The sequence below is a fragment of the Bradyrhizobium cosmicum genome (assembly GCF_032290525.1).
Taxonomy (GTDB): domain Bacteria; phylum Pseudomonadota; class Alphaproteobacteria; order Rhizobiales; family Xanthobacteraceae; genus Bradyrhizobium; species Bradyrhizobium cosmicum_A.
This window is the reverse complement of sequence record NZ_JASXTA010000027.1, coordinates 77,097-90,308: the sequence shown is the minus strand read 5'-3', so window position 1 is coordinate 90,308 and position 13,212 is coordinate 77,097. Positions and strand designations below refer to the sequence as shown.

General features: G+C 64.9%; 13 protein-coding genes and 1 pseudogene. 10 read left to right on the top strand and 4 right to left on the bottom strand.

Going from position 1 to position 13,212, the window contains the following annotated elements:
• The 5 genes and pseudogenes from QSV46_RS34035 to QSV46_RS34015 all read left to right on the top strand — a co-directional run.
• Positions 1–104: pseudogene (locus tag QSV46_RS34035) on the top strand (chemotaxis protein CheW); the annotation flags it as partial.
• Positions 105–135: 31 nt separating this feature from the next.
• Positions 136–522, top strand: coding sequence for a response regulator (locus QSV46_RS34030; RefSeq protein ID WP_314961967.1), 387 nt, complete (start codon positions 136–138; stop codon positions 520–522).
• Positions 523–582: 60 nt separating this feature from the next.
• Positions 583–1,461 carry a protein-glutamate O-methyltransferase CheR gene (locus tag QSV46_RS34025; protein WP_314961964.1) on the top strand — a complete coding sequence of 293 codons (879 nt, stop codon included), beginning with the start codon at positions 583–585 and terminating at the stop codon, positions 1,459–1,461.
• A 2-nt stretch (positions 1,462–1,463) separates the two neighbouring features.
• Complete coding sequence (locus tag QSV46_RS34020; protein ID WP_314961961.1) at positions 1,464–1,781, top strand: PilZ domain-containing protein; 318 nt, start codon at positions 1,464–1,466, stop codon at positions 1,779–1,781.
• Positions 1,782–1,934: 153 nt separating this feature from the next.
• The gene (locus QSV46_RS34015; RefSeq protein WP_314961959.1) at positions 1,935–2,438 is read left to right on the top strand and encodes a response regulator; all 504 of its coding nucleotides are present in this window, start codon (positions 1,935–1,937) and stop codon (positions 2,436–2,438) included.
• 55 nt (positions 2,439–2,493) lie between these two features.
• Here the strand turns inward: QSV46_RS34015 and QSV46_RS34010 are convergent, their stop codons facing one another.
• Positions 2,494–2,799, bottom strand: a complete 306-nt coding sequence (locus QSV46_RS34010; protein ID WP_314961957.1) for a hypothetical protein — start codon at positions 2,797–2,799, stop codon at positions 2,494–2,496.
• A 149-nt stretch (positions 2,800–2,948) separates the two neighbouring features.
• On the opposite strand from QSV46_RS34010, the gene QSV46_RS34005 reads away from it, so the two are divergent.
• Positions 2,949–3,584 carry a response regulator transcription factor gene (locus QSV46_RS34005; RefSeq protein ID WP_247504293.1) on the top strand — a complete coding sequence of 212 codons (636 nt, stop codon included), beginning with the start codon at positions 2,949–2,951 and terminating at the stop codon, positions 3,582–3,584.
• A 152-nt stretch (positions 3,585–3,736) separates the two neighbouring features.
• Here QSV46_RS34005 and QSV46_RS34000 read toward each other — a convergent pair whose 3' ends face one another.
• The 3 genes from QSV46_RS34000 to QSV46_RS33990 form a co-directional block, all read right to left on the bottom strand.
• Positions 3,737–7,333 (bottom strand): PAS domain S-box protein, encoded by a 3,597-nt coding sequence (locus tag QSV46_RS34000; RefSeq protein WP_409997243.1) that lies wholly within the window; start codon positions 7,331–7,333, stop codon positions 3,737–3,739.
• Positions 7,311–7,730, bottom strand: a complete 420-nt coding sequence (locus QSV46_RS33995) for a response regulator (RefSeq protein ID WP_314961948.1) — start codon at positions 7,728–7,730, stop codon at positions 7,311–7,313. The genes QSV46_RS34000 and QSV46_RS33995 overlap by 23 nt, the downstream gene beginning before the upstream one ends.
• Before the next feature lie 211 nt (positions 7,731–7,941).
• Complete coding sequence (locus QSV46_RS33990) at positions 7,942–8,670, bottom strand: GntR family transcriptional regulator (protein WP_314961946.1); 729 nt, start codon at positions 8,668–8,670, stop codon at positions 7,942–7,944.
• 95 nt (positions 8,671–8,765) lie between these two features.
• On the opposite strand from QSV46_RS33990, the gene QSV46_RS33985 reads away from it, so the two are divergent.
• The 4 genes from QSV46_RS33985 to araD are packed head-to-tail and all read left to right on the top strand — an operon-like array spanning position 8,766 to position 13,148.
• The gene (locus QSV46_RS33985) at positions 8,766–9,785 is read left to right on the top strand and encodes an ABC transporter substrate-binding protein (RefSeq protein ID WP_314961944.1); all 1,020 of its coding nucleotides are present in this window, start codon (positions 8,766–8,768) and stop codon (positions 9,783–9,785) included.
• Positions 9,785–10,546, top strand: a complete 762-nt coding sequence (locus tag QSV46_RS33980; protein WP_314961940.1) for an ABC transporter ATP-binding protein — start codon at positions 9,785–9,787, stop codon at positions 10,544–10,546. Before QSV46_RS33985 ends, QSV46_RS33980 begins: the two co-directional genes overlap by 1 nt.
• Positions 10,547–10,557: 11 nt before the next feature.
• Positions 10,558–11,415: an ABC transporter permease gene (locus QSV46_RS33975; protein WP_314961937.1), complete on the top strand. Its 858-nt coding sequence runs from the start codon at positions 10,558–10,560 to the stop codon at positions 11,413–11,415.
• Complete coding sequence (araD, locus tag QSV46_RS33970; protein WP_314961935.1) at positions 11,412–13,148, top strand: L-arabinonate dehydratase; 1,737 nt, start codon at positions 11,412–11,414, stop codon at positions 13,146–13,148. Before QSV46_RS33975 ends, araD begins: the two co-directional genes overlap by 4 nt.
• The last annotated feature ends 64 nt before the right edge of the window (positions 13,149–13,212 follow it).

Genomic DNA, 13,212 nt, shown 5'->3' with positions numbered 1-13,212 from the left:
CCAAGCTCGCCGGCGGCGTCCACCGCCTCGACGGACAGCTCATGGTCGTCCTCGACGTCGATCGCGTCCTCGAGCTCAAGACCGAAGTGCAGATGGCCGCGTGAGCCAACGAAACATCGAAACCGGAGAACCAAGATGAAAACATGTTTGGTGGTCGATGATTCCAGCGTCGTGCGCAAGATCGCACGCCGGATCCTGGAAGGCCTGCAATTCGAAGTCACCGAGGCCGAGGACGGCTCCAAGGCGCTCGAGATCTGTCAGCGCAAGCTGCCCGATGCGGTGCTGCTCGACTGGAACATGCCCGTGATGGACGGCTTCGAGTTCATGGGCCACATGCGCCGCCTGCCCGGCGGCGAGGAGCCCAAGGTGGTGTTCTGCACCACCGAGAACAACGTCGCGCATATCGCCCAGGCGCTCAGCGGCGGCGCCAACGAATACATCATGAAGCCCTTCGACAAAGACATCATCGCGGACAAGTTCGCTGAAGTCGGTTTGATCCCGGTCGGACAAGCCATGGTCTGAGTGTGTCTGGCCCGAGTGTTTGAGCCAGAGTGTTCCAGTACAGCTTCCGAGAGGCCATCCGTGACCCCGACCGAGTATGAGTATCTACGCAAGTTCCTGAAGGACAATTCCGGTCTCGACCTGTCCGCAGACAAGCAATATCTGATCGAAAGCCGCCTGCTGCCGCTGGCCCGCAAGGCAGGCATCTCCGGCATCGCCGAACTCGTGCAGAAGCTGCAGGGCGGCTCGCGCCCGCTGATCACCGACGTGGTCGAGGCCATGACCACCAACGAGACCTTCTTCTTCCGCGACAAGGTCCCGTTCGATCATTTCCGCGACCACATCATGCCCGAGGTCATCAAGGCGCGCGCCGGACGTCGCAGCGTGCGTATCTGGTGCGCCGCCGGCTCGACCGGGCAGGAGCCCTATTCGCTGGCGATGTGCCTGAAGGAGATGGGCGCGGCCCTCACCGGCTGGCGCGTCGAGATCATCGCGACCGACCTGTCGCAGGAGGTGCTCGAGAAAGCCAAGGCCGGCATCTACAGCCAGTTCGAAGTGCAGCGCGGCCTGCCGATCCAGATGCTGATGAAATATTTCAAGCAGACCGGCGAGACCTGGCAGATCAATCCCGAATTGCGGGCGATGATCCAGCACCGGCAGCTCAACCTGCTGCACGACTTCGCCCAGCTCGGCACGTTCGACGTCATCTTCTGCCGCAACGTGCTGATCTATTTCGACCAGGACACCAAGATCGGTATCTTCAACCGGCTGGCCCGCCAGATCGAGCCGGACGGCTTCCTGGTGCTGGGTGCAGCCGAAACCGTGGTCGGGCTGACCGACACGTTCAGGCCGATCGCGGATCGTCGCGGCCTCTACAAGCCGAACGACCCGCGTGCGGCCGCGGCCAAACCGGCTCTCGCCGGCGCGGCGCCGCGCGTGGCGCTGATGGCGGGACGATAGGCATGGCCGAAGATGGCAAGGGCGTAGAGCGCGTCACGTTCAGTCGGGGCTACGATGTCTGCATCATGGCGATCGACGGCACCTGGCGGCGCGACTGCAAGCTCAATGCGATCTCCGACACCGACGCCATCCTCACGGTGGAAGGCTCGATCCAGGGATTGAACCTGAAGGAATTCTTCCTGCTGCTGTCGTCGACCGGGCTGGCCTACCGCCGTTGCGAACTGGTGCGCGTCAACGGCGCCGAAATGGACATCCAGTTCCTGCGCGGCAAGAACCGCAAGAAGCGTGGGGCGAGCGGCGGCCGCGACGAGGCAGCCTGATCGCCAGATCGGCCTCGTCATAGGCCTCTTCGCGTTTTTTCGGGACGTTGGTTCATATTTGCTGAAACATCCGAACGAATTCGCCGCGCCGGCTTTACGTGGCCTAAGCGCGATCCGTGTATCAGATGCCGGTCTCAATCTCAGGATACGGCAATGCCCAGAAGCTCTCTCTCCCCCGTCTCGTCAAACCTGCCCGACGTCGCCGAACGGCGCGCGCTCCAGCTCCTTGTGGTCGACGACGACGCCACGCAGCGCAGCCTGATCACGGTCGCCGCGAGGCAAGCCGGCCACGAAGTCGCGGTGGCGCCGTCCGTCGCGGAGGCGATCGAAAAGCTCCGTGCCGCGCGCTTCGACTGCGTGACGCTCGATCTCGTGCTGGAAGACGGCGACGGCATCGACGTGCTGCGCGAGATGGCGGCCGCGAAATTCGCAGGCTCCGTGATCGTGATCAGCGGCATGGACGGCAAGCGCCGCAGCGCTGCCCGCAGCTTCGCTCGTTCCGTCGGGATCGAGCTCCAGAGCCTGCCGAAGCCGCTCGATCTCGCGGCACTGCGCATCAGCCTCGCCAATCTCGGCAAGATCGCGATGGGCCTGCCGGCGATCCACACCTGGGGAGGCGTCGCCAGCGATGCGATCGTGGAACGCCACCGCACCTGAGGCGCCGAGCCGCCAGGTGATCGGCTGCGACGGTCAAACCCCAGCCAATTGCGGCCTACGCCGGACTGCCAGCTTCCGATAATTGTTGCAGGGCGTGGCCGAGCTCCGCCCGGCAGCCGTTGAGGGCGGCACTCGCCGCGGCATAGCGAGGCGTGACATCGTCGAGCACGAAAAGCTCGGTGGAACCCGCGATGGTGCTATCGTCGGCCGGCTCCATATCTTCCGAGTTCATGGCCGCGTCGATCAGACGCATACTGATCTCGATCCGCGCGATCAAAGCGCGAAGTTCGGCTGCGATCAACTGACGGCTGTCAGTTTCGGCGATCGCGGCGAGCGGGGGCGTGCCGGCGTAATTTAGCATGGATATTCTCCGTCCCCCGCAATAAGGCACCTCGCCGCTACTTGTGCGTTAAGGCCATGTCCCGTACAAATACGGGTGGGCCGAATCCGCGCCGGACGCCATAACGCTTGGCGCGGACGCGAGTCCTTAATGCCAACTGGATGTGGCACATGGCCGAGCAAAGCTCTCGTGGTGAAATCTTCGTGGTCGACGACGACCCTGCCGTTCGCGACACCTTGTCGATGGTGTTGAAGGCGGCGGGGTATGAAGTGATCTGTTTTGCGGACGGCGCAGCCCTGCTGTCCGTCGCACGTAGCCGCACGCCGGCTGCGGTCCTGCTCGACGTGCACATTCCCGGAAAGTCCGGCCTCGACATTCTGAACGAGCTGCACGGCGAAGACTATCCAGCGCCGATCTTCATGATCTCCGGGCAGGGCGACATCGCGATGGCGGTGGGCGCCATCAAGAGCGGCGCGCTCGACTTCATCGAGAAGCCGTTCCGCGGCAGCGAGATCGTCGGCCGGCTGGACGAGGCAATCGGCGCCTATGCACGCAGGCAGTCGGAGAACGCGTCGCCGAAGTTCGGCTCGCTGCATTTCCCCGGACGCGAGCCGTTGACGCGCAGAGAGCGCGAGGTGCTCGAGCAGTTCGCCGCTGGGGCCTCCAACAAGGAAGCCGGCCGCACGCTCGGCATCAGCCCGCGCACCATCGAGGACCACCGCGCCAATATCATGAAGAAGCTCGGCGCGCGCAACGCCGCCGATCTGATCCGCATTGTGATGACCGCGGCCCAGCGGGCGTCGTAAAATGGTCTCGTGCCCCGGACGCGGCGCATCATGGAATGATGCGCCGCCGAGCCGGGGCCCATCTCTCCAATTTCACCGCTGACCGTTCTGGGTCCCGGCTCTGCACAGCAGCGTTGCACGCTGCAGCGCGTCCGGGACACGAGAGCTGCACATCAACCGCTCAGCGCCTTGCGGATGATCCGCGCGAGATCCGATTTGCGGTAGGGCTTGGCCAGCAGCAGAACGCCCGTATCCAGCCGGCCGTGATGGATGATCGCATTCTCGGTATAGCCGGAGGTGTAGACCACCCTGAGGTCGGGACGCGTCTTCAGCACCTCGTCGGCAAGCTGCCGTCCGTTCATCTTGCCGGGCATGATGACGTCGGTGAACAGCAGGTCGAACGGCTTCCCGGTGGCGACGATCGCGAGCGCTTCCGCGGCATTCGCAGCCTGCAGGGTGAGGTAGCCGAGCGAATGCAGTTGCGCCAGCACGTAGTCGCGCACCAGCCGGTCGTCCTCGACCACCAGGATCGTTTCGTGCCCGCCCTCGACCGTCTTCGGTGTCACGCCTTCGCCCACCGCCGTGGGCGTCTTGCCCGGCGGCAGATACATCTTGATCGTGGTGCCGTGGCCTTCCTCGCTGTAGATCTTGATGTGGCCCGCGGACTGCTTGATGAAGCCGTAGACCATCGAAAGTCCGAGCCCGGTACCCTTGCCCGGTCCCTTCGAGGTGAAGAAGGGATCGAACACCCTGGCCAGCATGTTCGCAGGGATCCCGGTGCCGGTGTCGCTCACGGCGATCAGCACATAGTGTCCCGGCCGGACGTCGTTGACGCTGGCATAGACCTCGTCGAGATAGGCGGCGCCCGTCTCCACGATCAGCTTGCCGCCGCCGGGCATCGCGTCGCGGGCATTGAGCGCGAGGTTGAGGATCGCGGTGGTGAGCTGGTTGGGATCGACGATTGCAACGCAGCTCTCGTCCTCGAACACCGATTCGATCTGGATCTGCTCGCCCAGCGTCGGCCGCAACAGCTTTGCGGTGTCGATGATTAGCGAATTGATGTCGATCTCGCGCGGCTGGAGCGGCTGCTTGCGCGCGAAGGCGAGCAGGTGCTGGGTCAGCTCGGCGCCGCGCCCGGCGGCCTCGTCGATCATCTTGGTGATCGCCGCAAGCTCCGGCGCCTTCGCCACCGCATCGGCCAAGATCTCGATCGTCCCGGTGATGACCGTGAGGATGTTGTTGAAATCGTGCGCCACGCCGCCGGTGAGCTGGCCGACCGCCTCCATCTTCTCGGCTTGGCGGATGCGCTCCTCGGCCGCGATCTTGTCGGTGAGGTCGCGGTAGAACACGTTGAACAGCAGGCCTTCGCGGCGCTTCAGCGCGGTGACGCTCAACTCGGCCCTGAATTCCTTGCCGTCGCGGCGTCGGCACATCAGCTCGCGGCGGCGGTTCAGCGACCTGCCGTCCTCGCTTGCGAGGAATTGCTTCAAGCCGGCCCGGACTCTCTCGCGTTCGCTCTCGGCGACGATGAGGTCGATCGTGCTCTTGCCGAGCACCTCGTCGCGGCGCCAGCCGAACAGCTGTTCGGCCTGCGTGTTCCAGTTCAGGATGCTGCTGGTCTCGTCGGTCTGGACGAAGGCGTCGAGCGACGTCTCGACGATGTTGCGGGCGAGTCGCTCGCTTTCACGCAGCGATTCCTGCGCCAGCCGCGCCTCCGTCATGTCGCGCCCGACGAAGAAGAAACGTTTGGTCGGCTCGGACCAATTGCCGAGCCAGGATAGCCAGACCTCGTGCCCGTTCTTGTGGAAGCAGCGGGTGTCGTCGAGCTTGGGGTGATCGCCGCGCCGCATTGCCCGCATCTCGTCGCGGGATTTCTCCAGATCGTCGGGATGAATGAAGTCGGCGCCGCTGCGGCCGATCATCTCCTCCGGCCGGTAGCCGAGAATGGCTTCGCTGCTCGGACTGATCTGCGCGACATGCCCCTGCGCGTCCATGACCATGATCAGGTCCTGCGAGGCTTCGAAGATCTGGCGCCGCTCCTCGATCTGCTGCTGGAGCGCGCGCTCGGTCCGTCGCGCCTCGGTGAGGCTGCGGGCCGATCCGGAGGCGCCGACGATCTCGCCCGACGGCCCCCTGATCGGGGAGAGGCTGAGCGAGATCTCCACCGGCGTGCCGTCCTTGCGCAGGCGCACCGTCTCGAAGCGTTCGATCGGCTCGCCCCGGGCGATCCGTCGCAGAATATCCTTGCCCTGCTCACGGCGGTCGGGCGGAACAATGATCGAGGTGGATTGTCCGATCGCCTCGTCTGCCGAATAGCCGTAGAGGCGTTCGGCGGCCGGATTCCAGCCCGTGATGACGGCATCGAGCGACTGCATGACGATGGCGTCGTCGGACGATTCGACCGCGGCGCTGAACAAGCGCTCGCGCGTCGCATGATGGCTTCGCGCGGCCTCGGTGCGGCGATGCTCTGCGACCTCGCGCTCGAGCGCGGCTGTTTTTGCCTGCGTCTCTTCGACCATCCGGGCGAAAGCCCGCGCCAGCACGCCCGTCTCGCCACTTGCATCGACGGGGATGTCCGCGGGCCGTCCGCGGCCGATTGCCTCCACCGCCGCGGTCAGGCGCCCGATCGGGCGCGTCAACGTGCGCGCCAGGAATACGGCGAGCGCCGCAGCGGCGAGGACGGCAAGCACGCCGACGAGCAGGGACGTTTTTTGAATGGCGGCCGGCACGCGGCCAAAGACGGCCGGGGGCACCGTCACGATGATTGCAACCCATTCCTTGCCCGCAAGCAGCGCCGGGGCGATCGCCGCTCCGCTTGGCCGGCCCGACCCCTCGGTCATGAGTTGCGTGGAGACGTCGGCCGTGCCAGCCAGGGCTGAAAAAAACGGAAAGTCCGTGCGCCAGTCGTGAGGACGGCCCTGCAATGTACCGAATTCCCGTCCGCGATCGGGATGGACGAGATAGTCGCCGCGTGAATTCACGACGTAAATCTCGCCTCCCGAGCCCGCGGTCGAGCGGACGCGGTCGAGCGCCGGACGCATGTCGATGTTGGCGATGATGATGCCGAACGGCCTGGCGTCCGGCGTGAACAGCGGCGTCGCGACGCGTAACGTCGGAATGTGGAGGTCCGTGGTCCCTCCCTGGCGGGTGGCGAGATCGATCGTGGACACATAGATCTCGCCCGGCGCCAACTTTATCGTGTCCTGAAAATAGGTTCGCTCGCTCTTGCGCTCCAGTTGATCGTTGGGGGCGATCCGCGCCGTTCCATTCGGACCCGATCGATCGACGCGGACCAATTCGCGCTGGTCGTCGTCGAGACCGATGATTCGGAATTGCCCGTAGCTGGGCTTGGCCTCGATCTCGGCCGCGAGCCGCGTCGCGATGCGATCGCGCCAGGTTTGCTCCGAAACCCCGTCGGTTGCGTCAACTCCGCCGCCGACGTGAGCGCGGATCAGGCCATTGATTGCCGCGGCGGAGCGATAGCCGAGCAGATCGCCGCGGACGCCGGCAACGTAGGATTCGAGATTGGTCGCCAGCAGGCGCGACTGGGCTTCGACCCGCTCGAGGACGCGCGGAATGACGGCTTGTGTGGTGTTGCGATAGCCGAGCCAGCCGACTGCGGCAACAGTCACCGCCACCAGCAGGATCATCGCGATGGCCAGCCGCGTTGCGAGCGTCATCGAGGCATTCGCAGAACGTCCCGGATGATTGCGCCCGTTCTGGCCTGAAGCAGGGGACGCGCTCCCGTCATCGGTGGCCGGCGCTGACATCGGACCCCTCCGGCTCGCCCGCCTTCAGGCAGCCATCGACCGCCGCGAGCAGCGCATCCGCCCGGAACGGCTTTTGCAGGCTTGCGACCGCGCCGAGCTTGGTCGCCATCTTCAGGAAATCCGCCTCTGCATAGGCGTCCGGCGTGGCCGAGCGGCCGGAAATGACGATGATCGGAATGGCCGGGGCCAGCGCCCGGATGTGACGCATCGTCTCCAGCCCATCCATGCCCGGCATGAAGATGTCGAGGAACAGCAGGTCGAACTCGCTGGCCTCAAACACCGCAAGCCCCTTGCGGCCATCGCCAGCGAGCGTGACGTGATGGCCCGCTCTCTCCAGCAGCAGCCGGATCGTGATCTGCACGGCCGGGTCGTCATCCACGATCAGGATGTTGGCCACGTCAAAAACCTCCGGGTCGGACAGGGATGACCGAGGCGACCCAAATCAAAGCTCCAAATGCGAAATTGTTGCGCGGATTGTGCCCGTCCTGCAAGCACTTCGCGGCCGAGACGTTGGCCGCCCCGCGCGGTTTCCGCGATGTCACTCCTATGTATGCTCGCGTGCACATGATTTCGAGGTGCCCGCCCGGGTCGTGTCGCGCGTGACTAAATTAGTCGGTCAGATACTCCGGATAGTGGCTCCGGATCTTGTCCAGCTCGCTCAGCGTGCCCGACAGGTGCTTGCGCAGATGCTGTTGCGCGGCGCCTGCATCGCCGGCCTCGATCGCGCGCGTGATCAGCTTGTGGTGGCGGACGATGTTCTGGGCCTTGCCGGGCGAGGGCAAATGCAGCCGGCGCAGCCGGTCGATATGCCCGCTGCGGCTGCGCACCAGTGCCCACAGGTCCTGCTTTCCGGCGGCGGCGTAGAGCTGGGCGTGGAAGTCGTTGTCGCCGGCCATGAAGGCCTCGAAGTCGCCGGCCTTGGCGAATTGTTGTTGCAGGGCGATGGCGTGATCCAGGCGGATCACCAGCGCGGCGTCGTGGCTGGCTGCGAGCAGGCGCACGATCTCCAGCTCCAGCGCCTGGCGCAGAAAATGCGCCTGCTCGGCGCGGCCGATATCGATCCGGCTGACGACTGTTGCATGCTGCGGAAAGACGTCGACGAGGCCCTCTTCCTCGAGCCGCATCAAGGCGTCGCGCACCGGTGTGGAGCTGATGCCGAACTGGCCAGCAAGCTCGGCGCGCGACAGCGGCGCACCCGGCGGCAGCTCCAGGGCGATGATCGCATTGCGCAGCCGCTCGAACACCTGGGGCGCTGCCTGGCGGGCGCGATCGAGCCGGGCGACCGGTCGCGGTCCGGATTTTGCGGCCGCGCGCGGCGAGGTAGGGGCTGCTTCCATGTCGGCTCCCGCGGGGCTTGCCTTTGATGTACTAATATATTAGTGCATCAGCACGGTCAACGCGGCTCCCGGCAGCCCGGAGGAAACACACAACAATGATCAAGCATCTTCGTCACAGGCTTGCGGCTGCCGCCCTGATCGCTGCAACCGCATTGTCGGCATCCGCGGCGCACGCGCAGCAGAAGCCCGAGATCGCGCTGTCGCGCCAGCCCGGCATTTTCTACATGCCGAGCCACATCATGGAAAAGCAGAAGCTGATCGAGAAGCACGCCGCCAGCCTCGGCGTAGCAGGCATCACCACCAAATGGATCACGTTCTCCGGCGGCGGCGCGCAGACCGATGCGCTGCTCGCGGGCGGTGTCGACATCCTCAACACCGGCACCGGCAATCTTCTGCTGCTGTGGGACCGCACCCGCGGCGGCGTGAAGGGCATCGTTGCGACCTCGGCGCAGCCGATGACGCTGATCAGCCGTGACGCCAACGTCAAGTCGATCAAGGATTTCGGCCCGGGCGACAAGATCGCGGTGCCGACCGTGAAGGTCTCGACCCAGGCGATCGTGCTTCAGATCGCGGCGGCCGAAGCCTTCGGGGCCGACCAATGGTCGAAGCTGGATGCCAACACGGTGCAGCTCGGCCATCCCGATGCCTATGCGGCGCTGTCCAATCCCAAGCACGAGGTGCACACCCACTTCTCGATCCCGCCGTTCACCTTCCTGGAATTGAAGAACGTGCCGGGCGCGCATGTGGTGCTGTCGTCGCCGGACGTGATGGGCGGCCCGCTCAGCCAGGCCCAGTTCTTCACCACGACGAAGTTCGCCGACGCCAATCCGAAGATCATCCAGGCCGTGCGCGATGCCACCAGGGAAGCGCAGGATCTGATCCGCAGCGACACCAAACAGGCCGTCGAGATCTACAAGGAGATCACCGGCGACAAGACCTCGGTGGACGAGTTGCTCGATCTGCTCAAGGAGCCCGGCATGATGGAGTGGAATCTCGAGCCGCAGGGCACGATGAAATTCGCCGCCCATCTGTTCAAGACCGGCACGCTGAAGAACCAGCCCAAGGCATGGACCGACTATTATCTTCCCGTCGCCCACGACCTGAAGGGCAACTGATGGCGCTGCTCGACGTCAGCTCAGTGACGCTGCGCTACAAGACTTCCAGCGCCGTCGTCACCGCCACGGAAAGAGTGAGCTTCAGCGTCGACAGGTCCGACCGCTTCGTGCTGCTCGGGCCCTCCGGCTGCGGCAAGTCGACCCTGCTCAAGGCCGTCGGCGGCTATATGAGCCCGAGCGAAGGCCGCATGAGGATCAATGGCCGCGAGATCCACGGTCCGGGCGCCGATCGCATGATGATCTTCCAGGAGTTCGACCAGCTGCTGCCCTGGAAGAGCGTGCTCGCCAACGTGATGTTCCCGCTGCTCACCGCGCGAAAGTTATCTCGCAAGGACGCCGAGGCGCGGGCGCGGGCCTATATCGAGAAGGTCGGCCTCACACGCGTGGTCGACGCCTACCCGCACACGCTCTCCGGCGGCATGAAGCAGCGCGTCGCGATCGCGCGCGGCATGGCGATGGAGCCGGACATCCTGCTGATGGACGAGCCGTTCGCCGCTCTCGATGCGCTGACGCGCAGAACCTGCCAGGACGAACTGCTCCAGCTCTGGAGCGAGACCAAGTTCACCGTGCTGTTCGTCACCCATTCGATCGCGGAAGCGATCCGCATCGGCAACCGCATCCTGCTGCTGTCGCCGCATCCCGGCCGCGTCAAGGCCGAGGTGGTCGATGTCGACAAGGTCTCGAGCGCGGACGGCAGCGCCGGCCGGCTGGAGAAGGAGATCCACGATCTCCTGTTCGCCGCCGAAGCCGTGGCGCACTAAGGGAGCCCCTGATGGCCGAAGCCAGAATATTGCTGCGTGACGCGCCGGCCGCCGGCGGCACAGCCGAGGTCGAGCGCAAGCTGAGCGTGCTTGAGCTGCTCTGGAACGACGGCTTCGTCCGCAAGGCCGTCATCATCCTGTTTCTGGCCGCGGTCTGGGAAGCCTACGGCCTCGCCCTCAACAATCCGCTGCTGTTTCCGACGCTGCACGACACCGTCGTCACGATGTTCGAGCGCGTGAAGGACGGCACCATTCCGATGCGGGCCTGGGCCTCGCTGAAGGTCCTGTTCATGGGCTATTCGGCCGGCATCGTGCTCGCCGCGATCTTCACCGTGCTCGCCATCTCCACCCGCATCGGCACTGATTTCCTCGAGACTGTCACGGCGATGTTCAACCCGTTGCCGGCGATCGCACTATTGCCGCTGGCCCTGATCTGGTTCGGGCTCGGCAATGGCAGCCTCGTGTTCGTGCTGATCCATTCGGTGCTGTGGCCGGTCGCGCTCAACACCCATTCCGGCTTCAAGAGCGTGTCCAACACACTACGCATGGTCGGGCGCAATTACGGCCTGCGCGGCTTGCCCTATGTCGCAAAAATTCTCATCCCCGCGGCGTTCGGCTCGATCCTCACCGGCCTCAAGATCGGCTGGGCCTTCGCCTGGCGCACCCTGATCGCGGCCGAACTGGTGTTCGGCGTGTCGTCGGGGCAGGGCGGGCTCGGCTGGTTCATCTTCGAGAACCGCAATCTGCTCGACATACCCGCCGTGTTCGCAGGCCTCTTGACCGTGATTATCATCGGGCTTTTTGTCGAGAACCTGATCTTTCGCGCGATCGAGCGGAACACGGTCCAGAAATGGGGCACCCAATCATGACCAAGAAGAAAACACCCGACCAGCTCCGCAGTGCGCGCTGGTTCGCGCCCGACGATCTCCGCTCGTTCGGCCACCGCTCCCGCACCATGCAGATGGGCTACGCCCCGGAGGAGTGGAAGGACCGCCCGATCATCGCGATCCTCAACACCTGGTCGGATGCGCAGCCCTGCCACATGCACTTCAAGTCGCGCGTCGACGACGTCAAGCGCGGCATCCTGATGGCCGGCGGCCTGGCGCTGGAATTGCCGGCGCTGTCGCTGTCGGAATCGCTGCTCAAGCCGACCACGATGCTCTATCGCAATCTGCTGGCGATGGATGCCGAGGAGCTGCTGCGCAGCCATCCGGTCGACGGCGTGGTGCTGATGGGCGGCTGCGACAAGACCACACCGGCGCTGCTGCTGGGCGCGACCTCGATGAACATCCCGGCGATCTATCTGCCGGCAGGTCCCATGCTCCGCGGCAACTGGAAGGGCAAGACGCTCGGCTCCGGCTCCGACGGCTGGAAATACTGGGACGAGCGGCGCGCCGGAAAGATCTCCGACAAGGACTGGCTCGATATCGAAGCCGGCATCGCGCGCAGTTACGGCACCTGCATGACCATGGGCACGGCCTCGACCATGACTGCGATCGCCGAAGCGATCGGCATGACGCTGCCGGGCGCGTCCTCGATTCCGGCAGCGGATGCCAACCACATCCGCATGGCTTCCGAGTGCGGCCGCCGCATCGTCGAGATGGTCTGGGAGGATTTGACGCCGACCACGATCCAGACCCGCAAGGCCTTCGAGAACGCGATCGCGGTTGCGATGGCGATGGGCTGCTCGACCAATGCGATCATCCATCTGATCGCGCAGGCCCGCCGCGCGGGCCAGGACATCGGGCTCGACGATTTCGAGATCGCAAGCCGCAAGGTGCCGGTGATCGCCAACGTCCGTCCCAGCGGCGATGCCTATCTGATGGAGGACTTCTTCTATGCCGGCGGGCTGCCGGCGCTGATGGGCCAGATCAAGCCGCATCTGCATCTCGATTGCGTCACGGTGACCGGCAAGACTCTCGGCGAGAACATCGAGGGCGCCGAGGTTCACAACGATGACGTGATCCGCTCGGTCGACAATCCCATCTACAAGGAGGGCGCGCTCGCTGTGCTCAAGGGCAACCTCGCGCCCGACGGCTGCGTCATCAAGCCTTCCGCCTGCGCCCCGCGCTTCCTCAAGCACACGGGTCCCGCGCTGGTGTTCGACGACTATCCGTCGATGAAGAAGGCGGTCGACGATCCCAACCTCGACGTCACCGAGGATCATATCCTGATCCTGCGCAATGCCGGACCGCAGGGCGGACCCGGCATGCCGGAATGGGGTATGCTGCCGATCCCGACAAAACTCGTGAAGCAGGGCGTGCGCGACATGGTGCGCATCTCGGATGCGCGCATGAGCGGCACCAGCTACGGCGCCTGCATCCTGCACGTCTCGCCGGAGTCGTATATCGGCGGGCCGCTGGCGCTGGTGCGTAACGGCGATCGCATCACGCTCGACGTCGCCGCGCGTACCATCAATCTCGACGTGAGCGAAGCCGAACTCGACAAGCGCCGCGGCGCCTGGAAGCAGCCGGAGCGCCGTTTCGAGCGCGGCTATGGCTGGATGTTCACAAAGCACATCAAGCAGGCCAATGACGGCTGCGACTTCGATTTCCTCGAGACCGGTTTCGGCGCCCCGATCGGCGAGCCGTCGATTTATTAGCCACCTGTCATTCCGGGGGCGCCACTTGGCGCGAGCCCGGAATCCATACTCCCGATCGTGGTTA